This is a genomic window from Streptomyces sp. DH-12 (assembly GCF_002899455.1).
Lineage (GTDB): Bacteria > Actinomycetota > Actinomycetes > Streptomycetales > Streptomycetaceae > Streptomyces.
Window position 1 is genome coordinate 6,199,435 of record NZ_PPFB01000001.1, and the last position, 23,490, is coordinate 6,222,924.

Annotated in this window: 23 protein-coding genes; 20 read left to right on the forward strand and 3 right to left on the reverse strand. The window is 71.4% G+C overall.

The window, feature by feature from the left end:
- Window positions 1-67: 67 nt before the first annotated feature.
- Together C1708_RS26935 and C1708_RS26940 are read right to left on the reverse strand one after the other, a co-directional pair.
- Window positions 68-1,297, reverse strand: a complete 1,230-nt coding sequence (locus tag C1708_RS26935; protein ID WP_106415115.1) for a DUF349 domain-containing protein — start codon at window positions 1,295-1,297, stop codon at window positions 68-70.
- Window positions 1,298-1,434: 137 nt separating this feature from the next.
- Window positions 1,435-2,256 (reverse strand): peptidylprolyl isomerase, encoded by an 822-nt coding sequence (locus tag C1708_RS26940; RefSeq protein WP_106415116.1) that lies wholly within the window; start codon window positions 2,254-2,256, stop codon window positions 1,435-1,437.
- Between the two features lie 183 nt (window positions 2,257-2,439).
- On the opposite strand from C1708_RS26940, the gene C1708_RS26945 reads away from it, so the two are divergent.
- The 18 genes from C1708_RS26945 (at window position 2,440) to nusB (ending at window position 20,884) form a co-directional block, all read left to right on the forward strand.
- Window positions 2,440-3,150, forward strand: a complete 711-nt coding sequence (locus C1708_RS26945) for an MBL fold metallo-hydrolase (RefSeq protein WP_106415117.1) — start codon at window positions 2,440-2,442, stop codon at window positions 3,148-3,150.
- Between the two features lie 11 nt (window positions 3,151-3,161).
- Window positions 3,162-4,424, forward strand: coding sequence for a histidine--tRNA ligase (gene hisS, locus C1708_RS26950; protein WP_106415118.1), 1,263 nt, complete (start codon window positions 3,162-3,164; stop codon window positions 4,422-4,424).
- Between the two features lie 263 nt (window positions 4,425-4,687).
- Window positions 4,688-5,353, forward strand: a complete 666-nt coding sequence (locus C1708_RS26955; protein ID WP_198602603.1) for a vitamin K epoxide reductase family protein — start codon at window positions 4,688-4,690, stop codon at window positions 5,351-5,353.
- A gap of 44 nt (window positions 5,354-5,397) precedes the next feature.
- Window positions 5,398-6,753, forward strand: a complete 1,356-nt coding sequence (locus C1708_RS26960; protein ID WP_106415120.1) for a replication-associated recombination protein A — start codon at window positions 5,398-5,400, stop codon at window positions 6,751-6,753.
- 303 nt (window positions 6,754-7,056) lie between these two features.
- Window positions 7,057-7,671: a 30S ribosomal protein S4 gene (gene rpsD / locus C1708_RS26965; RefSeq protein ID WP_019523761.1), complete on the forward strand. Its 615-nt coding sequence runs from the start codon at window positions 7,057-7,059 to the stop codon at window positions 7,669-7,671.
- 200 nt (window positions 7,672-7,871) lie between these two features.
- Window positions 7,872-8,321, forward strand: a complete 450-nt coding sequence (locus tag C1708_RS26970; protein WP_106415121.1) for a DUF948 domain-containing protein — start codon at window positions 7,872-7,874, stop codon at window positions 8,319-8,321.
- A 7-nt stretch (window positions 8,322-8,328) separates the two neighbouring features.
- A complete protein-coding gene (locus C1708_RS26975) occupies window positions 8,329-8,697 on the forward strand; it encodes a hypothetical protein (protein WP_106415122.1) in 369 nt (122 codons plus the stop codon).
- Window positions 8,697-11,366, forward strand: coding sequence for an alanine--tRNA ligase (gene alaS / locus C1708_RS26980; protein WP_106415123.1), 2,670 nt, complete (start codon window positions 8,697-8,699; stop codon window positions 11,364-11,366). The genes C1708_RS26975 and alaS overlap by 1 nt, the downstream gene beginning before the upstream one ends.
- Before the next feature lie 35 nt (window positions 11,367-11,401).
- Window positions 11,402-11,866: a Holliday junction resolvase RuvX gene (ruvX, locus tag C1708_RS26985; RefSeq protein ID WP_198602750.1), complete on the forward strand. Its 465-nt coding sequence runs from the start codon at window positions 11,402-11,404 to the stop codon at window positions 11,864-11,866.
- A gap of 127 nt (window positions 11,867-11,993) precedes the next feature.
- Window positions 11,994-13,709: an endolytic transglycosylase MltG gene (gene mltG, locus C1708_RS26995; protein WP_198602604.1), complete on the forward strand. Its 1,716-nt coding sequence runs from the start codon at window positions 11,994-11,996 to the stop codon at window positions 13,707-13,709.
- Window positions 13,709-14,536, forward strand: coding sequence for a shikimate dehydrogenase (locus C1708_RS27000; RefSeq protein ID WP_106415126.1), 828 nt, complete (start codon window positions 13,709-13,711; stop codon window positions 14,534-14,536). Before mltG ends, C1708_RS27000 begins: the two co-directional genes overlap by 1 nt.
- Window positions 14,537-14,845: 309 nt before the next feature.
- Window positions 14,846-16,030: a chorismate synthase gene (gene aroC / locus C1708_RS27005; protein WP_106415127.1), complete on the forward strand. Its 1,185-nt coding sequence runs from the start codon at window positions 14,846-14,848 to the stop codon at window positions 16,028-16,030.
- Window positions 16,027-16,539, forward strand: a complete 513-nt coding sequence (locus C1708_RS27010; RefSeq protein ID WP_106415128.1) for a shikimate kinase — start codon at window positions 16,027-16,029, stop codon at window positions 16,537-16,539. The genes aroC and C1708_RS27010 overlap by 4 nt, the downstream gene beginning before the upstream one ends.
- Window positions 16,536-17,630 (forward strand): 3-dehydroquinate synthase, encoded by a 1,095-nt coding sequence (gene aroB / locus C1708_RS27015; protein WP_106415129.1) that lies wholly within the window; start codon window positions 16,536-16,538, stop codon window positions 17,628-17,630. Before C1708_RS27010 ends, aroB begins: the two co-directional genes overlap by 4 nt.
- A gap of 131 nt (window positions 17,631-17,761) precedes the next feature.
- Complete coding sequence (locus tag C1708_RS27020; RefSeq protein ID WP_106415130.1) at window positions 17,762-18,604, forward strand: Pro-rich N-terminal domain-containing protein; 843 nt, start codon at window positions 17,762-17,764, stop codon at window positions 18,602-18,604.
- 102 nt (window positions 18,605-18,706) lie between these two features.
- Window positions 18,707-19,813: an aminopeptidase P family protein gene (locus C1708_RS27025; protein ID WP_106415131.1), complete on the forward strand. Its 1,107-nt coding sequence runs from the start codon at window positions 18,707-18,709 to the stop codon at window positions 19,811-19,813.
- A gap of 70 nt (window positions 19,814-19,883) precedes the next feature.
- Window positions 19,884-20,450, forward strand: coding sequence for an elongation factor P (efp, locus tag C1708_RS27030; protein WP_106415132.1), 567 nt, complete (start codon window positions 19,884-19,886; stop codon window positions 20,448-20,450).
- Between the two features lie 2 nt (window positions 20,451-20,452).
- Window positions 20,453-20,884, forward strand: coding sequence for a transcription antitermination factor NusB (nusB, locus tag C1708_RS27035; RefSeq protein WP_106415133.1), 432 nt, complete (start codon window positions 20,453-20,455; stop codon window positions 20,882-20,884).
- Window positions 20,885-21,038: 154 nt separating this feature from the next.
- Here the strand turns inward: nusB and bldD are convergent, their stop codons facing one another.
- Window positions 21,039-21,542 carry a transcriptional regulator BldD gene (bldD, locus tag C1708_RS27040; RefSeq protein WP_006131213.1) on the reverse strand — a complete coding sequence of 168 codons (504 nt, stop codon included), beginning with the start codon at window positions 21,540-21,542 and terminating at the stop codon, window positions 21,039-21,041.
- A gap of 262 nt (window positions 21,543-21,804) precedes the next feature.
- Here bldD and pyrR point away from each other — a divergent pair, with 262 nt between their 5' ends.
- Window positions 21,805-22,389, forward strand: a complete 585-nt coding sequence (gene pyrR / locus C1708_RS27045; protein ID WP_106415134.1) for a bifunctional pyr operon transcriptional regulator/uracil phosphoribosyltransferase PyrR — start codon at window positions 21,805-21,807, stop codon at window positions 22,387-22,389.
- Between the two features lie 105 nt (window positions 22,390-22,494).
- A complete protein-coding gene (locus tag C1708_RS27050) occupies window positions 22,495-23,487 on the forward strand; it encodes an aspartate carbamoyltransferase catalytic subunit (protein ID WP_106415135.1) in 993 nt (330 codons plus the stop codon).
- Window positions 23,488-23,490 lie beyond the last annotated feature (3 nt).

Consider the following 23,490-nt stretch of genomic DNA (forward strand, 5'->3'; position numbering starts at 1 on the left):
GCGCGCGCAGGGCACACGAAAGGGGCCGCCGAGGTACGGCGGCCCCTTCGTCGCGCGTGCGGCGGGCTCAGCCGCCGAACTCCTGGAGACCCTTCAGGGCCTGGTCCAGCAGGGCCTGGCGGCCCTCCAGCTCGCGCTCCAGCTTCTGCGCCTTCGCGGTGTTGCCCTGCGCGCGGGCCTGCTCGATCTGGCCCTTCAGCTTGTCCACGGCGGCCTGCAGCTGACCGGTCAGACCCTCGGCCCGCGCACGGGCCTCCGGGTTGGTCCGGCGCCACTCGGCCTCCTCGGCCTCCTGGAGGGCGCGCTCCACGGCGTGCATCCGGCCCTCGACCCGCGGGCGGGCGTCCCGCGGCACGTGGCCGATGGCCTCCCAGCGCTCGTTGATCGCGCGGAACGCGGCCCGGGCGGTCTTCAGGTCCGTGATCGGCAGCAGCTTCTCCGCCTCGCCGGCCAGCTCCTCCTTGAGCTTGAGGTTCTCCGCCTGCTCCGCGTCACGCTCCGCGAACACCGAGGAGCGGGCCGCGAAGAAGACGTCCTGGGCGCCGCGGAAGCGGTTCCACAGCTCTTCCTCGTGCTCGCGCTGGGCGCGGCCCGCGGCCTTCCACTGCGCCATCAGGTCGCGGTACCGGGCCGCGGTCGGACCCCAGTCCGTCGAGCCCGAGAGCGCCTCGGCCTCGGCGACCAGCTGCTCCTTGAGCCGGCGGGCCTCCTCGCGCTGCGCGTCCAGCTGCGCGAAGTGCTGCTTGCGCCGCTTGGAGAACACCGACCGCGCGTGCGAGAAGCGGTGCCACAGCTCGTCGTCGGACTTGCGGTCCAGCCGCGGCAGACCCTTCCAGGTGTCCACCAGGGCCCGCAGCCGCTCCCCGGCCGCCCGCCACTGGTCGGACTGCGCCAGCTCCTCGGCCTCGGTGACCAGCGCCTCCTTGGCCCGCCGGGCCTCCTCGGACTGCCGGGTCCGCTGCGCCTTGCGCTCCTCGCGGCGCGCCTCGACCAGCTCCACGAGCTTGTCCAGCCGGGCCCTCAGGGCGTCGAGGTCACCGACCGCGTGATGGGCGTCGACCTGCTCGCGCAGGTGGTCGATCGCGGCCATGGCGTCCTTGGACGACAGGTCGGTGGTCCTCACCCGCTTCTCGAGGAGGCCGATCTCGACAACCAGGCCCTCGTACTTGCGCTCGAAGTAGGCCAGCGCCTCGTCAGGGGAGCCGGCCTGCCAGGAACCGACGACCTTCTCGCCGTCGGCCGTACGCACGTACACGGTCCCCGTCTCGTCGACGCGGCCCCACGGGTCGCTGCTCACAGCGCCTCCTCCACATGATGCCGTCGAGGGGCCTGTGCGCTCCCCCGGGCATCGTCCACAGTTTCGTCACGGCCAACATAGGCGACCGACGGGATGCCTGTCCGCATCCCGCGCGACCGAAATTACGCAGTTGGGGCTCAGGATGCGGTCACGGTCGCCTTGTCGATCACGACCGTCGCGTTGGGCGCCCCGTCGCCGCCCCCGGTGCTCTCCCCGGCGTCGGCGATCTTCTTCAGGACCTTCAGGCCCGCGTCCGAGACGGTGCCGAACGGGGTGTAGCTGGGCGGGAGCTGACTGTCCTCGTAGACCAGGAAGAACTGGCTGCCGCCACTGTCCTTCTGCCCGGTGTTGGCCATCGCGACCGTGCCCGCCGGGTAGGTGTTGTCCTTCAGGCTCGCGTCCTTCAGGTTCTCGTCCGGGATCGTGTAGCCGGGACCGCCGGTGCCGGTGCCCGTCGGGTCGCCGCACTGCAGGACGTAGATGCCGTTGGTGGTGAGCCGGTGGCACTTGGTGTGGTCGAAGTAGCCCTTGCCGGCGAGGAAGTTGAACGAGTTGACCGTGTGCGGGGCCGCCGACGCCTTCAGCGCCACGTCTATCGTCCCGCAGGTCGTCTCCAGCTTCATCGTGTACGCCGCCGACTTGTCGATCGACATCGTCGGCTCCTTCTTCCACGTCTGCGTCTTGGCCTTGCCCCCGGCCGGCTTCTCGCAGGGGTCCGGGGCCTTGCTCGTCGGCTCGGCGTCCGGCGTGACCTCCGCGGCCGCGTTGGTCCTGTCGTCGTCCTGCTTGAGCACCCCCGTCGTGTACAGCGCGAGGCTGCCGATCAGGGTCACACCGAGCACCGAGGCGATGACCGCGTTGCGGACCTTCGCCTTGCGCCGCGCCTCGGTACGCCGCTGTTGCTGCCGCAAGAACTTCTCCCGGGCGAGCTGACGCCGCCGCTGCTCCTGGCTGACCACCGGGTTCTCTCCTCATGCGTCTCGTGTGCCGGCCGGTACGCGTGCGTGCGTGCGGTGAGCCGACCGCCTGCGTGTGCCCCGTACCGTATATGGGTTCGCTGAGGAATCGGCAGCGCCGGTAGGCTCTGACCACGGGCTCAGCCCGTCGCAAGCCTCCCGTACCGACACAAACGAAGGACGATCGTGCTCATTGCCGGGTTCCCCGCCGGAGCATGGGGGACGAACTGTTATCTCGTCGCCCCCGCCGCCGGTGAGGAGTGCGTGATCATCGACCCCGGCCACCAGGCCGCCGACGGCGTGGCGGAGGCGGTCCGCAAGCACCGGCTCAAGCCCGTCGCCGTCGTCCTCACCCACGGCCACATCGACCACGTCGCCTCGGTGGTCCCGGTCTGCGGGGCGCACGACGTGCCCGCCTGGATCCACCCCGAGGACCGGTACATGATGAGCGACCCCGAGAAGGGCCTGGGCCGGGCCATCGGCATGCCGCTCATGGGGGAGCTGACGGTGGGGGAGCCGGACGACGTCAAGGAGCTCACCGACGGCGCGACGCTGAAGCTGGCGGGCCTGGAGTTCGGCGTCGCGCACGCCCCGGGCCATACCAAGGGGTCGGTGACCTACAACCTGCCCGAGTCGGCCGACGTCCCGCCGGTCATGTTCTCGGGCGACCTGCTGTTCGCCGGCTCCATCGGACGCACCGACCTGCCCGGCGGTGACATGGCCGAGATGCTCGACTCGCTGGCCCGCGTGTGCCTGCCGCTCGACGACTCGACCGTGGTGCTGTCCGGCCACGGCCCCCAGACCACCATCGGCCGGGAGCGCGCCACCAACCCGTATCTGCGGCAGGTGGCCGCCGGCCCGGGAGTCCAGAACGAGGCTCCCCGACGAGGAATGTGACGAGTACTTCCGTGAGCACCTTCAAGGCCCCCAAGGGCACCTACGACCTGCTGCCGCCCGACTCCGCCAGGTACCTCGCGGTCCGCGAGGCGATCGCCGCCCCGCTGCGCGGCTCCGGCTACGGCTACATCGAGACGCCCGGCTTCGAGAGCGTCGAGCTGTTCGCGCGCGGCGTCGGCGAGTCCACCGACATCGTCACCAAGGAGATGTACGCCTTCGAGACCAAGGGCGGCGACCGGCTCGCCCTGCGTCCCGAGGGCACCGCCTCCGTGCTGCGCGCCGCCCTGGAGGCCAACCTGCACAAGGCGGGCAACCTCCCGGTCAAGCTCTGGTACTCCGGCTCGTACTACCGCTACGAGCGCCCGCAGAAGGGCCGCTACCGGCACTTCTCCCAGGTCGGCGCCGAGGCGATCGGCGCCGAGGACCCGGCGCTCGACGCCGAGCTGATCATCCTGGCCGACCAGGCGTACCGCTCCCTGGGCCTGCGGAACTTCCGCATCCTGCTCAACAGCCTGGGCGACAAGGAGTGCCGTCCCGTCTACCGGGCCGCCCTCCAGGACTTCCTGCGCGGCCTGGACCTGGACGAGGACACCCTGCGCCGGGCGGAGATCAACCCGCTGCGCGTCCTGGACGACAAGCGCGAGTCGGTGCAGAAGCAGCTCACCGGCGCGCCCCTGCTGCGCGACCACCTCTGCGACGCCTGCAAGGCGTACCACGAGGAGGTGCGCGAGCTGGTCACGGCGGCGGGCGTGGTCTTCGAGGACGACCCCAGGCTGGTGCGCGGCCTGGACTACTACACCCGTACCACCTTCGAGTTCGTCCACGACGGCCTCGGCTCCCAGTCCGCGGTGGGCGGCGGCGGCCGCTACGACGGCCTGTCGGAGATGATCGGCGGCCCCGCGCTGCCGTCCGTCGGCTGGGCGCTGGGCGTCGACCGCACGGTGCTGGCCCTGGAGGCGGAGGGCGTCGAGCTGGGACTGCCCGCCGCCACCAGCGTGTTCGCCGTGCCGCTCGGGGACGAGGCCCGCCGGGTGCTGTTCGCGAAGGTCACCGAACTGCGCAAGAACGGCGTGGCCGCGGACTTCGCCTACGGCGGCAAGGGCCTCAAGGCCGCGATGAAGGCGGCCAACCGCTCGGGCGCCCGGTACGCGCTCATCCTCGGCGAGCGCGACATCGAGGAGGGCGTGATCCAGCTCAAGGACCTGGAGTCCGGCGAGCAGACCGCGGTCGGCGTGAACGAGGTCGTGGCGGAGCTCGAGTCCCGCCTCGGCTGAGACGCGTCCCTCCCGGGCGCCGGGTCCCCTTCCGGGAGGGCCCGGCGCCCGCGTCGTCAACGACAGGGATCCCGCCGTCACCCCGGCGGGGAGCAGACTCGCGCACACGTGCGGACGCCGTACGAAGACCGGCCGAAATCCCGCGCCCCGGCGCGAACGCCTGTACGTCCTTATCTCCGGTCAACGGCGAACGCGCCCCGCCGTACGGCACAATGGCCCCTGCCCGAAGCAGGTCCACACTCGTGAGTGACGGAATCGGCGTGATGAGCAAGACGACAGTCAGGGACGTCGACATGGAGCCCCAATCCCCTCCCCCCGACGGGAGTGACACCCCGCCCCGCACGGAGGGCGGCAGCAGGGCGTTCGCGTGGCTCCTGGTGATCACCGGCGCCGCCGGCGTGCTCGCCGCGTGGGTGATCACGCTCGACAAGTTCAAGCTGCTCGAGGCCAAGGTCAAGGGCGAGACGTTCGTCCCCGGCTGCAGCCTCAACCCCGTCGTCTCCTGCGGCAGCGTCATGGAGAGCGACCAGGCCTCCGTCTTCGGCTTCCCCAACCCGATGCTCGGCCTGGTCACCTACGGCATCGTGGTCTGCGTCGGCATGAGCCTGCTCGCCCGGGCCCGCTACCCGCGCTGGTACTGGCTCACCTTCAACGCGGGCACCCTCTTCGGCGTCTGCTTCTGCGCCTGGCTGATGTTCCAGTCCCTGTACCGGATCAACGCCCTGTGCCTGTGGTGCTGCCTCGCCTGGGTCGCCACGATCATCATGTTCTGGTACGTGACGTCCTTCAACATCCGCAAGGGCTTCCTGCCCGCGCCCTCCTGGCTCAAGGGCTTCTTCGGCGAGTTCACCTGGGTCCTGCCGGTGCTGCACATCGGCATCATCGGCATGCTGATCCTGACCCGCTGGTGGGACTTCTGGACCAGCTGACCGCCCGCTCCGGGGCTGTCGGCGCGGTGCTTTAGGGTTTCAGCGTGGAGCCCGACCTGTTCACCGCCGCAGCAGAAGAACGCCAGGAGAAGGACCCGGCCGGCAGCCCCCTGGCGGTCCGGATGCGCCCGCGCACCCTCGACGAGGTGGTGGGCCAGCAGCACCTGCTGAAGCCGGGCTCCCCCCTGCGCAGACTGGTCGGCGAGGGCTCCTCGGGCCCCGCGGGACCCTCCTCGGTGATCCTCTGGGGCCCGCCCGGCACCGGCAAGACGACCCTCGCCTACGTCGTCTCCAAGGCCACCAACAAGCGCTTCGTGGAACTGTCCGCGATCACCGCGGGCGTCAAGGAGGTCCGCGCGGTCATCGACGGCGCCCGCCGCGCCTCCGGGGGGTACGGCCAGGAGACGGTCCTCTTCCTCGACGAGATCCACCGCTTCAGCAAGGCCCAGCAGGACTCCCTGCTCCCCGCCGTGGAGAACCGCTGGGTCACGCTCATCGCCGCGACCACCGAGAACCCCTACTTCTCGGTCATCTCCCCGCTGCTCTCCCGCTCCCTGCTGCTCACCCTCGAGCCGCTCACGGACGACGACATCCGCGGTCTGCTGCGGCGCGCCCTCACCGACGAGCGGGGCCTCAAGGGCTCCCTCACCCTCCCCGACGACACCGCCGAGCACCTGCTGCGCATCGCCGGCGGGGACGCCCGCCGCGCGCTCACCGCCCTGGAGGCCGCCGCCGGCGCCGCGCTGGACAAGGGCGAGTCCGAGGTGAGCCTGACGACCCTGGAGGAGACGGTCGACCGGGCCGCCGTGAAGTACGACCGCGACGGCGACCAGCACTACGACGTCGCCAGCGCCCTGATCAAGTCGATCCGCGGCTCCGACGTGGACGCCGCCCTGCACTACCTGGCCCGGATGATCGAGGCGGGCGAGGACCCCCGCTTCATCGCCCGCCGCCTGATGATCTCCGCCAGCGAGGACATCGGCCTCGCCGACCCGAGCGCGCTGCAGACCGCGGTCGCCGCCGCCCAGGCCGTCGCCATGATCGGCTTTCCCGAGGCCGCCCTCACCCTCAGCCACGCCACCATCGCCCTGGCACTCGCCCCCAAGTCCAACGCCGCCACCACCGCGATCGGCGCCGCCCTGGAGGACGTCCGCAAGGGACTGGCCGGTCCCGTCCCCTCCCATCTGCGCGACAGCCACTACAAGGGGGCCGGCGCGCTCGGCCACGGCAAGGGCTACGTCTACCCGCACGACCTGCCCGAGGGCATCGCCGAGCAGCAGTACGCCCCGGACGCCTTGAAGGACCGCGAGTACTACGAACCCACCCGGCACGGCGCCGAGGCGCGGTACGCGGACGCCGTGCAGTGGACCAGGAAGCACCTCGGTCGCAGGCGGCCTTGAGCACCCTGTAGAATCCGTCGAAGTGCTGTGTCCCGTGTCCGGCTCCGGTCGGCGCCTCAGGCGGGACGACCAGCCGGATCCTTCGATCCAGGAGCGTCGCGCACCGTCGTAGGTGTCGCGGGCAGCCCACCACCACCCGTGAGTCCCGGGACCGGTCGGTGGGCCGTTCGTGTGCTGCACGTATGTGCCCAGTTCAGGGGAGCGGCTGCCCATCAGGTCCCTCGCGGGCCCGAGGGGAATTCCCCTGCTGCGGATGCGACCTCCCGTAACCCTGAGGCAGCCGGAACACGAAAAGGAAAAGAAGTGGCGAACCAGTCCCGCCCCAAGGTCAAGAAGTCGCGTGCCCTCGGTATCGCGCTGACCCCGAAGGCCGTCAAGTACTTCGAGGCCCGCCCCTACCCGCCGGGTGAGCACGGCCGCGGCCGCAAGCAGAACTCGGACTACAAGGTCCGTCTGCTGGAGAAGCAGCGTCTGCGCGCGCAGTACGACCTCTCCGAGCGTCAGCTCGTCCGTGCCTACGAGCGCGCCTCCAAGACCTCGATGAAGACCGGCGAGGCCCTGGTCATCGAGCTCGAGCGCCGTCTCGACGCGCTGGTCCTGCGTTCGGGCATCGCCCGCACGATCTACCAGGCCCGCCAGATGGTCACCCACGGCCACATCCAGGTGAACGGCAAGAAGGTCGACAAGCCCTCCTTCCGTGTCCGCCCGGACGACGTCGTGGAGGTGCGCGAGCGCAGCAAGGAGAAGACCCTCTTCACGATCGCCCGTGAGGGTGGCTTCGCCCCCGACGGTGAGATCCCGCGCTACCTCCAGGTGAACCTCAAGGCCCTGGCGTTCCGCCTGGACCGCGAGCCGAACCGCAAGGAGATCCCGGTGATCTGCGACGAGCAGCTCGTCGTCGAGTACTACGCCCGCTGATCCGGCAGGCACGCGGTATCCCGAGCCCGTCGTCTTCCCGCCCCTCGGGGCGGGCGAGGCGGCGGGCTCGTCCTCGTCCGGGAGCCTTCCGGCGAGACCGATGCCGCCGCGGACGGTAATCCGGTACGGAGACCCGTCACCGGCGCGATAGGCTCGGTGACACGACTTTCTCGATGTTCAGGCGCGTTTCAAGGGAGCGGGTGCACACAGTGTCCGGTGGTGAGGTGGCCGGAATCCTGGTGGCCGTCTTCTGGGCGATCCTGGTCTCCTTCCTCGCCGTCGCGCTGGCGAGGCTGGCCCAGACGCTCCGGGCGACCACCAAGCTGGTGGCGGACGTGACCGACCAGGCCGTCCCGCTGCTGGCGGACGCCTCCGCGGCGGTGCGGTCCGCGCAGACCCAGATCGAACGGGTCGACGCGATCGCCTCCGACGTCCAGGAGGTCACCTCCAACGCCTCCGCGCTGTCCACCACGGTCGCCTCCACCTTCGGCGGCCCCCTGGTCAAGGTCGCCGCCTTCGGCTACGGCGTGCGCCGGGCCGTCAGCGGCCGCAAGGAGGACGCGCCGGACAGGACGCGGCGCAACGTGATCGTGGGCCGCACCGTCCCGGGAGCGCGGCGCGACAAGCGGACCCGGGGAAAGAAGGACTGACCGGACGATGTTCCGCCGAACGTTCTGGTTCACCACCGGCGTCGCCGCCGGCGTGTGGGCCACCACCAAGGTCAACCGCAAGATCAAGCAGCTCACCCCCGAGCACCTCGCCGTCGCCGCGGCCAACAAGGCGATCGAGGCCGGCGGCCGGCTCAAGGACCGCGCGGTGGACTTCGCCCTCGAGGTCCGCGAGAACATGGCGCAGCGCGAGGCCGAACTCGGCGACGCGCTCGGGCTCAACGCCCCCGTCGACCGCGAACTGCCCGCGCCCCGCGGCTACGCCGTGATCGAGAACCGCAACAGCCCGACGTACGTCGAGGGCCCGAAGAAGTCGACGTACCCGACGTATCCGCACAACCGGAATGAGGACCACTGATGGAGTCGGCCGAGATCCGCCGCCGCTGGCTGAGCTTCTTCGAGGAGCGCGGGCACACCGTCGTCCCGTCGGCGTCGCTCATCGCGGACGATCCGACTCTGCTGCTCGTCCCGGCCGGCATGGTGCCCTTCAAGCCCTACTTCCTGGGCGAGGTCAAGCCGCCCTTCGACCGCGCCACCAGCGTGCAGAAGTGCGTGCGCACCCCCGACATCGAAGAGGTCGGCAAGACCACCCGCCACGGCACGTTCTTCCAGATGTGCGGCAACTTCTCCTTCGGCGACTACTTCAAGGAAGGCGCCATCAAGCTCGCCTGGGAGCTGCTCACCAGCCCCCAGGACAAGGGTGGTTACGGCCTCGAGCCGGAGAAGCTCTGGATCACCGTCTACCAGGACGACGACGAGGCCGAGCAGATCTGGCGCGACGTCGTCGGCGTGCCCGCCGAGCGCATCCAGCGCCTGGGCAAGAAGGACAACTTCTGGGACATGGGCGTCCCCGGTCCCTGCGGCCCCTGCTCCGAGATCAACTACGACCGCGGCCCGGAGTTCGGCCCCGAGGGCGGCCCCGCCGTCAACGACGAGCGGTACGTGGAGATCTGGAACCTCGTCTTCATGCAGTACGAGCGGGGCGAGGGCCCGGGCAAGGACTACCCGATCCTCGGCGACCTGCCCAGCAAGAACATCGACACCGGCCTCGGCCTCGAGCGGCTCGCCATGATTCTGCAGGGCGTGCGGAACATGTACGAGATCGACACCTCCATGGCCGTCATCGAGAAGGCCACCGAGCTGACCGGCGTGCGCTACGGCGACGCCCAGAACTCCGACGTGTCCCTGCGCGTGGTCACCGACCACATGCGCACCTCGGTCATGCTCATCGGCGACGGCGTCACCCCGGGCAACGAGGGCCGCGGCTACGTGCTGCGCCGCATCATGCGCCGCGCCATCCGCAACATGCGCCTGCTCGGCGCCACCGGCCCGGTCGTCAAGGACCTCATCGACGTCGTCATCGGCATGATGGGGCAGCAGTACCCGGAGCTGATCACCGACCGGGAGCGGATCGAGAAGGTCGCCCTCGCCGAGGAGAACGCCTTCCTCAAGACGCTGAAGGCCGGCACCAACATCCTCGACACCGCCGTGTCCGAGACCAAGGCCGCCGGTTCCAGCGTCCTGCCCGGCGACAAGGCCTTCCTGCTCCACGACACCTGGGGCTTCCCCATCGACCTCACCCTGGAGATGGCCGCCGAGCAGGGCCTCTCCGTGGACGAGGACGGCTTCCGCCGCCTGATGAAGGAGCAGCGGGAGCGCGCCAAGGCCGACGCCCAGGCCAAGAAGACCGGCCACGCCGACCTCGGCGCCTACCGCGAGATCGCCGACCGGGCCGGCGCCACCGACTTCATCGGCTACACGGACACCGAGGGCGAGTCCACCGTCGTCGGCATCCTCGTCGACGGCGTCTCCTCGCCCGCCGCCACCGAGGGCGACGAGGTCGAGATCGTCCTGGACCGCACTCCCTTCTACGCCGAGGGCGGCGGCCAGATCGGCGACACCGGCCGGATCCGCACCGACTCCGGCGCCGTCATCGAGGTGCGCGACTGCCAGAAGCCGGTCCCGGGCGTCTACGTCCACAAGGGCGTCGTCCAGGTCGGCGAGGTCACCGTCGGCTCCCGCGCCCACGCCGCCATCGACGACCGCCGGCGCAAGGCCATCGCCCGCGCCCACTCGGCCACGCACCTCACCCACCAGGCCCTGCGCGACGCCCTCGGCCCGACGGCCGCCCAGGCCGGTTCGGAGAACCAGCCCGGCCGGTTCCGCTTCGACTTCGGCTCGCCGTCCGCCGTGCCGCAGACGGTCATGCTGGACGTCGAGCAGAAGATCAACGAGGTGCTCGCCCGCGACCTCGACGTGCGCGCCGACATCATGGGCATCGACGAGGCCAAGAAGCAGGGAGCCATCGCCGAGTTCGGCGAGAAGTACGGCGACCGGGTGCGCGTGGTCACCATCGGCGACTTCTCCAAGGAGCTGTGCGGCGGCACCCACGTGCACAACACCGCCCAGCTCGGCCTGGTGAAGCTGCTGGGCGAGTCCTCCATCGGTTCCGGCGTGCGCCGCATCGAGGCCCTGGTCGGTGTGGACGCCTACACCTTCCTCGCCCGCGAGCACACGGTCGTCAACCAGCTCACCGAACTCCTCAAGGGCCGCGCCGAGGAACTGCCCGAGAAGGTCTCCGCCATGCTCGGCCGGCTGAAGGACGCCGAGAAGGAGATCGAGAAGTTCCGCGCCGAGAAGGTGCTCCAGGCCGCCGCCGGCCTCGCCGAGTCCGCCAAGGACATCAAGGGCGTCGCCGTGGTCACCGGCCAGGTCCCGGACGGCACCACCGCCGACGACCTGCGCAAGCTGGTGCTCGACGTGCGCGGCCGCATCCAGGGCGGACGGGCCGCCGTCGTGGCCCTGTTCAGCACGGTCAACGGCAAGCCGCTCACCGTCATCGCCACCAACGAGGCCGCCCGCGAGCGCGGGCTCAAGGCCGGCGACCTGGTGCGCACCGCCGCCAAGACCCTCGGCGGCGGTGGTGGCGGCAAGCCGGACGTCGCCCAGGGCGGCGGCCAGAACCCGGCCGCGGTCGGCGAGGCCGTCGACGCCGTGGAGCGGCTCGTGGCGGACACCGCCAAGTGAGCGGCACGGAGAACGAGCAGGCGGGCGGCCCGGTGATGCGCCGCGGCCGCCGCCTCGCGATCGACGTCGGGGACGCCCGCATCGGGGTCGCCTCCTGCGACCCCGACGGGATCCTCGCCACCCCGGTCGAGACCGTCCCCGGCCGGGACGTCCCGGCCGCGCACCGCAGGCTGGGGCAGCTCGTCGAGGAGTACGAGCCCATCGAGGTCGTCGTCGGTCTCCCTCGCTCCCTCAAGGGGGGCGAGGGCCCCGCCGCCGCCAAGGTCCGCGGTTTCGCCCAGGAACTGGCCCGCATGATCGCGCCGGTTCCGGTGAGACTCGTGGACGAGCGCATGACCACGGTGACGGCCAGTCAGGGCCTGCGCGCCTCGGGCGTGAAGTCCAAGAAGGGGCGCTCGGTCATCGACCAGGCCGCCGCTGTGATCATCCTCCAGCAGGCGCTGGAATCCGAACGGGTGTCAGGCAGGCCACCCGGTGAGGGCGTCGAAGCGGTCATCTGATCGCGATACGGTAACGTTCCGCGCGATGCGGGCGGCGTTCGAACAGCCCCCGCACAAAGAGAGGCGGAACGGAAGCCGTGGTCTTCAGGTGGCCGGGCTGCCACCGCCTCGCGGCTCTAGGGGATCGATGACTGAGTATGGCCGGGGCCAAGGCTCCGCACCGTGGCATCCGGACGATCCGTTGTACGGGGACGGCGGATGGGGAGGACAGCAGGCCCAGCAGGCTCAGCAGTCCTACGGCGGCCAGCAGCAGCATTACCCGCAGCAGCCGCAGCAGCAGTACGGCGACTGGGGCACGGGTGACCAGCACGGGTACGGCGACCCGTCGTACCCGCAGTACGACCAGTACGGTCAGCAGCACACGCCCCCGCAGCACCAGCAGCAGCACCAGGCGCAGCAGCAGCACCAGCACCCGCAGTACGACGAGAACGGCTGGCCCACCGGCTCGTACCCCCAGGACCCGTACGCGGGCGGTCCGCAGGACCCGTACGCGCAGCAGCCCGCACCCTACGGCGGGGAGCAGTCCGACTACTACGGCACCCCCGAGGCCTACCCGCCGCCCGAGCCCCCCGGCCGCCGGCGGCCCGAGCCGGAGCGCGAGCCCGAGCCGCAGACCGACTGGGACCCCGGCCCCGACCAGGGCGAACACGCGTTCTTCGCGGGCGGTGACGACGAGGACGGCCGCGCCGACGAGCCCGACGACCGGCGCGGACGCGGCGAACGCCGGAGCGGCGGGGACCGCAGGGGCGGCGGCAAGGAGAAGAAGCGGCGCAGCGGAATGGCCTGTCTCGTGGTCGTCGCGGTCTTCGGCGGCGGACTGGCCGGTGTGAGCTACTTCGGCTACCAGTTCTACCAGGATCGTTTCGGCAGCGCCCCGGACTTCGCGGGGTCCGGGAACGGCGAGCAGGTCACCGTCACCATCCCCAAGGGCTCCGGCGGCTACGCCATCGGCCAGGTGCTCAAGAAGATGGGGGTGGTCAAGAGCGTCGACGCCTTCGTCTCGGCCCAGGCGGCCAACCCGGAGGGCAAGAACATCCAGGACGGCGTCTACACGCTGCAGAAGGAGATGTCGGCCGCGAGCGCGGTCGAACTGATGCTCAGCCCGAAGAGCCGCAACAACCTGATCATCGCCGAGGGCAAGCGCAACGAGGCCGTCTACGAACTCATCGACGCGCGCCTCGAGGTCAGGAAGGGCACCACGGCCAAGGTCGCCGAGACCAAGTGGAAGACCCTCGGCCTGCCCGACTGGGCCGTGAACCACCCGGACGTGAAGGACCCGCTCGAAGGCTTCCTCTTCCCCTCCAGCTACGCCGTGGCCAAGGGACAGAAGCCGGAGGACGTGCTCAAGCAAATGGTGGCTCGTGCCACCGAGAAGTACGAGTCCCTGGGGTTCGAGACCAAGGCGAAGAGCCTCGGCCTCGAAGGGCCCTGGGAACTGGTGACGGTCGCCAGCCTGGTGCAGGCCGAGGGCAAGACCCACGACGACTTCCGCAAGATGTCGGAGGTCATCTACAACCGGCTGAAGCCGACGAACACCGAGACGAACCAGAAACTGCAGTTCGACTCGACGTTCAACTATCTTCTGGGGCAGAGCGAGATCGACATCTCCGTGTCGGAGATCAACAGCAACCCCGACCCGTACAACACGTACACCAACAAGGGCCTGCCACCCGGTCCGATCGGCAACCCGGGCGAAGAGGCGCTGCAGGCCGCGCTGAAACCGACCCAGGACGGCTGGATGTACTTCGTGGCCACGGACGGCATGGACAAGACCGAGTTCGCCAGGACCATCGCGGAGCATCAGAAACTCGTCGACAAGTTCAACGCGTCGAGGGGCAACTGATGCCGGCCGCCCGTCGCGCCGCCGTGCTCGGCTCCCCGATCGCCCACTCGCTCTCCCCGGTGCTGCACCGCGCGGCCTACGCCGAGCTGGGCCTGGAGGGCTGGACGTACGACCGGTTCGAGATCGACGAGGAGGCGCTGCCCGGCTTCTTCGAGACCCTCGGCCCCGAGTGGGCGGGACTGTCGCTGACCATGCCGTTGAAGCGGGCCGTGATCCCGCTGCTCGACGGCATCAGTGAGACGGCTGCCTCGGTCGACGCGGTCAACACGGTCGTCCTCACCGAGGACGGCCGCCGCACCGGCGACAACACCGACATCCCCGGCATGGTCGCGGCCCTGCGCGAGCACGGCATCGAGAAGGTGGACACCGCCGCGATCCTCGGCGCGGGCGCCACCGCCTCCTCCGCGCTCGCCGCACTGTCCCGCGTCTGCTCCGGCGAGGTCGTCGTCCATGTGCGCAGCGAGACCCGGGCCGCCGAGATGCGGCAGTGGGCGGAACGCCTGGACGTCACCGTGCGGATCGCCGCCTGGGACGACGCCGAGGAGGCCCTGCGCGCGCCGCTGGTCGTCAGCACCACCCCGGCCGGCGTCACCGACTCCCTCGCCCGCGCCGTGCCGGAGCGCCCGGCGGCCCTCTTCGACGTGCTGTACGACCCGTGGCCGACCGTCCTCGCGGCCCGCTGGTCCGCGTACGGCGGGGCCGTGGTCAGCGGACTCGACCTGCTGGTGCACCAGGCGGTGCTCCAGGTGGAACAGATGACCGGACGCTCGCCCGCCCCGCTGGAGGCCATGCGGCACGCGGGCGAACGGGCTCTGGCGGCCCGGTAGGACCACTCCCCGTTCCGCAGGGGCGCCCTGGGCCCCTGCGCGCCGCGGCCCGCCGTCGCGGACGTCCGGGAGCCGAGCGGGGCCGACGTCCTCGGCGCCTGCGCCGCGAGGGCGACGGCCGGGCCTGGTCGCGGCGGCCGGCAGGTGATCCCGGCCGTCCGCCAGATGGACCGGCGGCCGGACCCCGCACCCGGCGTGGGAGGATCGAAGGACGGCGGACCGGGACCCGCGCACCCCGTCCCGCCGCGCGCGTACGCGAGAAGGAGCGTGCGCAGGGCAGTACCGGGGCGCGAACACGGAGGAGCACCGTTGAGCAGGTTGCGCTGGCTGACCGCGGGTGAGTCCCACGGTCCCGCACTCGTGGCGACGCTGGAGGGTCTTCCCGCCGGCGTGCCGATCACCACGGACATGGTGGCGGACCACCTGGCGAGGCGGCGGCTCGGCCACGGTCGCGGTGCCCGGATGAAGTTCGAGCGGGACGAGGTCACGTTCCTGGGCGGCGTCCGGCACGGACTGACCCTGGGCTCCCCGGTCGCGATCATGGTGGGCAACACCGAGTGGCCCAAGTGGGAGCAGGTCATGGCGGCCGACCCGGTCGACCCCGGCATCCTCCGGGGACTGGCCCGCAACGCCCCGCTCACCCGCCCGCGTCCCGGCCACGCCGACCTGGCCGGCATGCAGAAGTACGGTTTCGACGAGGCCCGGCCGGTCCTGGAGCGCGCCTCCGCCCGGGAGACCGCCGCCCGGGTGGCGCTCGGCGCGGTGGCCCGCTCGTACCTGAAGGAGACGGCCGGCGTCGAGATCGTCTCCCACGTGGTCGAACTGTGCTCCGTCAAGGCGCCGCAGGGCGTGTACCCCACTCCCGCCGACGTCGAGCGGCTCGACGCCGACCCGCTGCGCTGCCTGGACGCCGACACGTCGAAGGCGATGGTCGCCGAGGTCGACCAGGCGCACAAGGACGGCGACACCCTCGGCGGCGTGGTGGAGGTCCTAGCCTACGGCGTGCCCGTGGGCCTCGGCTCCCACGTCCACTGGGACCGCAAGCTCGACGCGCGGCTGGCCGGCGCCCTCATGGGCATCCAGGCCATCAAGGGCGTCGAGATCGGCGACGGCTTCGAGCTGGCCCGCGTGCCCGGCTCCGAGGCGCACGACGAGATCGTCAACACGCCCGAGGGCATCAAGCGGGTCTCCGGCCGGGCCGGCGGCACCGAGGGCGGCCTGTCCACCGGTGAGCTGCTGCGCGTCCGCGCCGCGATGAAGCCCATCGCCACCGTGCCGCGCGCCCTGAAGACGGTGGACGTGACCACGGGCGAGGCCGCGCAGGCCCACCACCAGCGCTCCGACGTCTCGGCCGTGCCGGCCGCCGGCATCGTCGCCGAGGCGATGGTCGCGCTGGTGCTGGCGGACGCGGTGGCGGAGAAGTTCGGCGGCGACAGCGTCACCGAGACCCGCCGCAACGTCACCTCGTACCTCGACAACCTGGCGATCCGATGAGCCCGCGACTCGTCCTGACCGGCCCGATGGGCGTGGGCAAGTCCACCGTGGGCCGGCTGCTGGCCGAGCGGCTCGGCGTCGCCTACCGGGACACCGACGACGACATCGTCGCCGCCGAGGGCCGCACCATCGCCGACATCTTCGTCGAGGACGGCGAGCCCGCCTTTCGCGCCCTGGAGAAGGAGGCCGTGCGGCAGGCCCTCGCCTCCCACGACGGCGTCCTCGCCCTGGGCGGCGGCGCGATCCTCGACCCGGACACCCGCGCGCTGCTCGCCGCGGAGCGGGTCGTCTACCTGTCGATGGACGTCGAGGAGGCCGTCCGGCGCACCGGCCTGGGCGCCGCCCGCCCGCTCCTCGCGGTCAACCCGCGCAAGCAGTGGCGCGAGCTGATGGAGGCCCGCCGCCACCTGTACGAGGAGACCGCCACGGCCGTCGTGCCGACCGACGGCCGCACGCCCGAAGAGGTCGCCGACGCGGTCCTGGACGCACTGGAGCTGAAGGAAGCATGAGCAACGAGGCAGTGACCCGCATCCACGTCGCGGGCACGGCGGGCACCGATCCCTACGACGTCCTGGTCGGCCGGCAGCTGCTCGGCGAACTGGCCGGGCTGATCGGCGACAAGGCGCAGCGGGTCGCGATCGTCCACCCCGAGGCCCTCGCCGAGACCGGTGACGCGCTGCGCGCCGACCTCGCCGGGCAGGGCTACGAGGCCGTCGCCATCCAGGTGCCGAACGCGGAGGAGGCCAAGACCGCCGAGGTCGCCGCCTACTGCTGGAAGGCGCTCGGCCAGTCCGGCTTCACCCGCACCGACGTCATCGTGGGCGTCGGCGGCGGCGCCACCACCGACCTGGCCGGATTCGTCGCCGCGACCTGGCTGCGCGGCGTGCGCTGGATCGCCGTCCCCACCACCGTGCTGGCCATGGTCGACGCGGCCGTGGGCGGCAAGACCGGCATCAACACCGCCGAGGGCAAGAACCTCGTCGGCGCCTTCCACCCGCCCGCCGGCGTCCTCTGCGACCTCGCCGCCCTCGACTCCCTCCCGGTCCACGACTACGTCTCCGGGCTCGCCGAGGTCATCAAGGCCGGTTTCATCGCCGACCCGGTGATCCTCGACCTGATCGAGTCCGACCCCGAGGCCGCGCGCACCCCGGCAGGACCGCACACCGCCGAGCTGATCGAACGCTCGATCCGGGTGAAGGCCGACGTGGTCTCCAACGACCTCAAGGAGTCCGGCCTCCGCGAGATCCTCAACTACGGCCACACCCTCGGCCACGCCATCGAGAAGAACGAGCGCTACAAGTGGCGCCACGGCGCCGCCGTCGCCGTCGGCATGCACTTCGCCGCCGAACTGGGCCGTCTCGCCGGCCGCCTCGACGACGCCACCGCCGACCGCCACCGCACGGTCCTCGAGGCAGTCGGGCTCCCGCTGCACTACCGCTACGACCAGTGGCCCAAGCTGCTGGAGAACATGAAGGTCGACAAGAAGTCCCGCGGCAACCTGCTGCGCTTCGTCGTCCTCGACGGGCTCGCCAAGCCCACCCTGCTGGAGGGCCCCGACCCGGCCGTCCTGCTCGCCGCCTACGGCGAGGTGGGCGAGTAGCCGCCTGACGGGCACTCATCACCGCCCCCGGCCGTTCACACAACGACGGCAGGGGGCGGTACCGTTCGGTGACGCGGGGACGGCCCCCGTTGTCAGTGACCCATTGCCTGTACGAGACGGAGTGGCACCGGATGCAGCACGCAGTGGGTTCTCCGCTGCCGCCGCCCCACCAGCCGGGGCACGGACCGGCCGCCGGCTGGTCACCGGCCGCGCACCACCCAGGTCAGCACCAGCAGGGCCCCGCGGCCCCGCCGCCCGCCCAGCCCCCCGGCTACCCGGCGCCCCCGCCCCCGGCGGGCCCGCAGCACGCCTCGATGCCTCCGCCGCCGGACACCACCGGCCATGTCTCGCTGCCGCCCGGCGGGCCGGTCGCCATGCCGAGCCCGCCGCAGGCCCCCGTGGGCCCCGGCCCGACCGCGGCGACCCTCGCCGTCCTGCTCATCGGCCCCGCGGGCGCCGGCAAGACGAGCGTGGCCAAGTACTGGGCGGACCACCGCCGGGTGCCCACCGCGCACATCAGCCTCGACGACGTCCGCGAGTGGGTCCGCTCCGGCTTCGCCGACCCGCAGACCGGCTGGAACGACAACTCGGAGGCCCAGTACCGGCTGGCCCGCCGCACCTGCGGCTTCGCCGCCCGTAACTTCCTGGCCAACGGCATCTCGTGCATCCTCGACGACGCGGTCTTCCCCGACCGTCCGGTCGTCGGCCTCGGCGGCTGGAAGCGGCACGTCGGCCCCGGCCTGCTGCCCGTCGTCCTCCTGCCCGGCCTGGACGTCGTCCTGGAGCGCAACGCGGAGCGCACCGGCAACCGCCGTCTCAGTGACGAGGAGGTGGCCCGCATCCACGGCCGCATGGCCGGCTGGTACGGCTCGGGCCTGCCGATCATCGACAACTCCCAACTGGACATACCGGAGACGGCCCGCATCCTCGACGACGTCCTCACCCGGGCGATAGCCAGCCCGCCGAAGTGGTGAGCCCCTCTCCCTGAGGGCACGAGCCCCGATGGGGGAGCGGCCGGGTCCCCGGTCGGCCCCGCTCGACCGGCGACATCCCGCCGCCGCTCCTAGGCTCGAACCATGTCTGAGGTCTACGCGGTCCGCCGGACGCGCCTCCGGGAACACTGCAACGCGAGCGGCAGCACGGCCGCGCTGGTGTCCCGGCCCGCCAACGTCCGTTACCTGTCCGGCGCCGCCCCCGGGAACGCCGTGCTGCTGCTCGGCAGGACCGAGGACGTGCTGGTGTGCGCGGAGCCCCCGGACGACCGCGTCCCGCACCACCGTCCCGACGAGGCCCTGCGCCTGCACGTCATGTCCGGCGTCGGCGGCGACCCCGCCGTGGAGGCCGCCGCCCTCGCCGTCGCCCAGGGCGTCGACGCCCTCGCCGTGGAGGAGCACCACCTCACCGTCACCCGGCACCGCGCGATCCGCGAGGCCGCCCCCCGGCTGCGCCTCACCGGTGTCGGCGGCGCCGTCGAACAGCTCCGCGTGGTCAAGGACGAGGAGGAGATCTCCTGTCTCCGCATCGGCGCGGAGATCGCCGACCAGGCCCTGGGCGAGCTCCTGGAGTCCATCCTGGTCGGCCGCACCGAACGCCACCTCGCCCTGGAACTGGAGCGCCGCCTGGTCGACCACGGCGCCGACGGCCCGGCCTTCCCCACCTCCGTCGCCACCGGCCCCCACGCCGGCCGCCCCGGCCACCGCCCCACCGACCGGCGGGTGGAGGAGGGCGACTTCCTCTCCGTCTGCCTCGGCGCCACCTACCGCGGCTACCGCTGCGAGATCGGCCGCACCTTCGTCATCGGCACGGCCCCCGCCGACTGGCAGATCGAGCTGTACGACCTGGTGTTCTCCGCCCAGCGCGCGGGACGCGAGTCCCTGGCGCCCGGCGCCGCATGCCGTGACGTGGACCGTGCGGCGCGCCAGGTGCTGGACTCCGCCGGGTACGGCGAGGCGCTTCCGGCCCTCACCGGTCACGGAGTCGGACTGGAAATCGACGAGGACCCTCAATTGACCCCGGCGGCCATGGGTAAACTGGACGCTTGCGTGCCGGTGACCGTCGAGCCGGGGGTCCATCTCCCCGGCCGGGGCGGGGTCCGGATCGATGACACGCTCGTCGTGCGCCCCGAGGCGGACGGCGGACCCGAGCTACTCACCATCACGACCAAGGAGCTGCTGGCGCTCTAGCCTCGCGCAGTGCGCCTGCCTTCGCCCCGGCCGTCGTCCACGTCAGTCCAGTCCAGGAGATTCCGCAACCGTGGCTTCCACGAACGACCTCAAGAACGGCATGGTGCTCAAGCTCGAAGGCGGCCAGCTCTGGTCCGTCGTCGAGTTCCAGCACGTCAAGCCCGGCAAGGGCCCGGCCTTCGTGCGCACCAAGCTGAAGAACGTGCTGTCCGGCAAGACCGTCGACAAGACCTTCAACGCCGGCGTCAAGGTCGAAACGGCCACCGTCGACAAGCGCGACATGCAGTTCTCCTACATGGACGGCGACTACTTCGTCTTCATGGACATGGAGACCTACGACCAGCTGCACATCGACCGCAAGGTCGTCGGCGACGCCGCCCACTTCCTCGTCGAGGGCTTCGAGGCCACCGTCGCCCAGCACGAGGGCGAGGTGCTCTTCGTCGAGCTCCCGGCCGCCGTCGAGCTGACCGTCGCCGAGACCGAGCCCGGCGTCCAGGGCGACCGCTCCACCGGCGGCACCAAGCCCGCCACGCTGGAGACCGGCCACCAGATCCAGGTCCCGCTCTTCATCACCACCGGTGAGAAGATCAAGGTCGACACCCGCACGAGCGACTACCTCGGCCGGGTGAACAGCTAACCGTGGCTGCCCGCAACACGGCCCGCAAGCGCGCCTTCCAGATCATCTTCGAGGGTGACCAGCGCGGCACCGAGGTCCTGACGGTCCTCGCCGACTGGATCCGGCACTCCCGGACCGACCCCCGGCAGCCGCCGGTGAGCGAGTACACGATGCAGCTCGTCGAGGGCTACGCGGAGCACGCGAAGCGGATCGACGAGCTGATCTCCCAGTACTCGGTCGGCTGGACGCTCGACCGGATGCCGGTCGTGGACCGCAGCATCCTGCGGCTCGGCGCGTACGAGCTGATCTGGGTCGACGAGACCCCGGACGCGGTCGTGCTGGACGAGATGGTGCAGCTGGCGAAGGAGTTCTCCACGGACGAGTCCCCCTCGTTCGTCAACGGCCTCCTCGGCCGTCTCAAGGAACTCAAGCCGTCCCTGCGCCGCGGCGAGTAGAGCGCCCCGCCAGGGGCGCGCGGAACCGCGCGCCCGACCCGCCACGGCCCGCGGCCGGTGAACGACCGCAGCCGGCGGACGAAAAACCGCCGGGGTGCCGGAACCACAAGGTTCCGGCACCCCGGCGGCACGTTTCTGCGCCCCCGCGGAGCGGCTACGCGTCCTCGTGGGACGCCACCGCACGGCGCGCGTCCGCGTCCAGCACACCCCAGCTGATGAGCTGCTCGGTGAGGACCGAGGGCGACTGGTCGTAGATCACGGCGAGCGTGCGCAGGTCGTCCTGGCGGATCGACAGCACCTTGCCGTTGTAGTCACCGCGCTGCGACTGGATCGTCGCCGCGTAGCGCTGCAGCGGGCCCGCCTTCTCGGCCGGCACCGTGGCCAGCCGCTCCAGGTCCAGGACCAGCTTCGGCGGGGGCTCGGCGGCGCCGCCCGGGGTCGTGCCCGGCAGCAGCTCCTGCACCGGGACGCCGTAGAAGTCCGCCAGCTCCGCGAGGCGCTGCACGGTCACGGCGCGGTCGCCGCGCTCGTACGAACCGACCACGACCGCCTTCCAGCGGCCCTGGGACTTCTCCTCGACACCGTGGAGGGAAAGGCCCTGCTGGGTGCGGATGGCCCGGAGCTTGGCCCCGAGCTGTTTGGCGTATTCGCTGGACATATAGCTCCCCGGCACTGTGTCGACGCGGATGGCTGGATTCCATGCCGCGCGGCTGGTAACTCACTGTGAGGTTACGCAGCGTTACTCTCGCGCGTCAAGCCGAATGGTCCACACCGACTCTTCCGTGGTAGCGAAGATCGGCTGCTCCATCCGGGTGATCAGGGGTGTCGCTACGGCCCGTGGACGACCTGCTAGCCTGTGGAGCGCAACCCGACGTCCTTTAAGGTCCGTCCCGTGAGGCGGAGAAGGAGGTCCGTTTCGTATGGACACGCAGGATCCGCAACCGCCGCCCACGTCGCGGCCGGACGCACGGCCCGTTCTCGAGGCCCCCGACATCGCGCGGGTCATGACCCGTATCGCCCACGAGATCGTCGAACGCGCCAAGGGCGCCGACGACGTGGTGCTCCTCGGCATCCCGACCCGAGGCGTCTTCCTCGCCCGGCGGCTCGCCGACAAGCTCGAGCAGATCACCGAGCGCAAGGTTCCGGTCGGCTCGCTCGACATCACCATGTACCGCGACGACCTGCGCATGCAGCCGCCGCGGGCGCTGGCCCGCACCGAGATCCCCGGTGACGGCCTCGACGGCAAGCTCGTCGTCCTCGTCGACGACGTGCTCTTCTCCGGCCGCACCATCCGCGCCGCCCTCGACGCGCTGAACGACATCGGCCGCCCCCGCGCGGTGCAGCTGGCCGTCCTCGTCGACCGCGGCCACCGCGAACTGCCCATCCGCGCCGACTACGTCGGCAAGAACCTCCCCACGTCGCTGCGGGAGACGGTCAAGGTCCTGCTCGTCGAGGAGGACGGCCGCGACACCGTGCTGCTCGGCGCCAAGCAGACCCCCCAGTAGCACCGCGAAGCGCACCCGGACGCCTGTGCGCCGGCGCGGCACGCCCACGCGCGTACCCGTCTGCCCGATTTCGCCTCATTGAACTGCCTTTACGGAGCCTGACAGATGCAGCGTCATCTCATCTCGGCCGCCGACCTCACCCGCGACGACGCCGTCCTCATCCTCGACACCGCCGAGGAGATGGCCCGGGTGGCCGACCGGCCGATCAAGAAACTCCCCACCCTGCGCGGCCGTACCGTCGTCAACCTCTTCTTCGAGGACTCCACCCGCACCCGGATCTCCTTCGAGGCCGCCGAGAAGCGGCTGTCCGCGGACGTCATCAACTTCTCCGCCAAGGGCTCCAGCGTCTCCAAGGGCGAGTCCCTGAAGGACACCGCCCAGACCCTGGAGGCCATGGGCGTCGACGCGGTCGTCATCCGGCACGGCGCCTCCGGGGCCCCCTACCGGCTCGCCACCTCCGGCTGGATCGACGCCCACGTCATCAACGCGGGCGACGGCACCCACCAGCACCCCACCCAGGCGCTGCTCGACGCCTTCACCATGCGCCGCCGGCTCGTCGGCCGGGACGCCGGGCTCGGCCAGGACCTGAACGGCCGCCGCGTCACCCTCGTCGGCGACGTCCTGCACAGCCGGGTCGCCCGCTCCAACGTCGACCTGCTGCACACCCTCGGCGCCGAGGTCACCCTCGTCGCCCCGCCCACCCTGCTCCCGGTCGGCGTCGAGACCTGGCCCTGCGAGGTGTCGTACGACCTGGACTCCACGCTGCCCAAGTCCGACGCGGTGATGATGCTGCGCGTCCAGCGCGAGCGGATGAACGCCGCGTTCTTCCCCACCGAGCGCGAGTACTCGCGCCGCTACGGCCTCGACGGCGACCGCATGGCGCGGATGCCGGAGCACGCCATCGTGATGCACCCCGGCCCGATGGTCCGCGGCATGGAGATCACCGCCGAGGTCGCCGACTCCGGCCGCTGCACCGTCATCGAACAGGTCGCCAACGGCGTCTCCATCCGCATGGCCGTCCTGTACCTGCTGCTCGGCGGAGCCGAGTTCCAGACCGCCGGCACGCCCGCCCCCGCCCGTACCGCCGAGGAGAAGTGAGAC

Excerpts from the sequence above, each read along its gene's own strand:
- C1708_RS26955 (WP_198602603.1), top strand. The coding sequence starts at position 4,688 with ATGAGCAAGACGACAGTCAGGGACGTCGACATGGAGCCCCAATCCCCT.
- C1708_RS26975 (WP_106415122.1), top strand. The coding sequence starts at position 8,329 with ATGTTCCGCCGAACGTTCTGGTTCACCACCGGCGTCGCCGCCGGCGTG.
- alaS (WP_106415123.1), top strand. The coding sequence starts at position 8,697 with ATGGAGTCGGCCGAGATCCGCCGCCGCTGGCTGAGCTTCTTCGAGGAG.
- ruvX (WP_198602750.1), top strand. The coding sequence starts at position 11,402 with ATGCGCCGCGGCCGCCGCCTCGCGATCGACGTCGGGGACGCCCGCATC.
- mltG (WP_198602604.1), top strand. The coding sequence starts at position 11,994 with ATGACTGAGTATGGCCGGGGCCAAGGCTCCGCACCGTGGCATCCGGAC.
- C1708_RS27000 (WP_106415126.1), top strand. The coding sequence starts at position 13,709 with ATGCCGGCCGCCCGTCGCGCCGCCGTGCTCGGCTCCCCGATCGCCCAC.
- C1708_RS27010 (WP_106415128.1), top strand. The coding sequence starts at position 16,027 with ATGAGCCCGCGACTCGTCCTGACCGGCCCGATGGGCGTGGGCAAGTCC.
- aroB (WP_106415129.1), top strand. The coding sequence starts at position 16,536 with ATGAGCAACGAGGCAGTGACCCGCATCCACGTCGCGGGCACGGCGGGC.
- C1708_RS27020 (WP_106415130.1), top strand. The coding sequence starts at position 17,762 with ATGCAGCACGCAGTGGGTTCTCCGCTGCCGCCGCCCCACCAGCCGGGG.
- C1708_RS27025 (WP_106415131.1), top strand. The coding sequence starts at position 18,707 with ATGTCTGAGGTCTACGCGGTCCGCCGGACGCGCCTCCGGGAACACTGC.
- bldD (WP_006131213.1), bottom strand. The coding sequence starts at position 21,542 with ATGTCCAGCGAATACGCCAAACAGCTCGGGGCCAAGCTCCGGGCCATC.
- pyrR (WP_106415134.1), top strand. The coding sequence starts at position 21,805 with ATGGACACGCAGGATCCGCAACCGCCGCCCACGTCGCGGCCGGACGCA.
- C1708_RS27050 (WP_106415135.1), top strand. The coding sequence starts at position 22,495 with ATGCAGCGTCATCTCATCTCGGCCGCCGACCTCACCCGCGACGACGCC.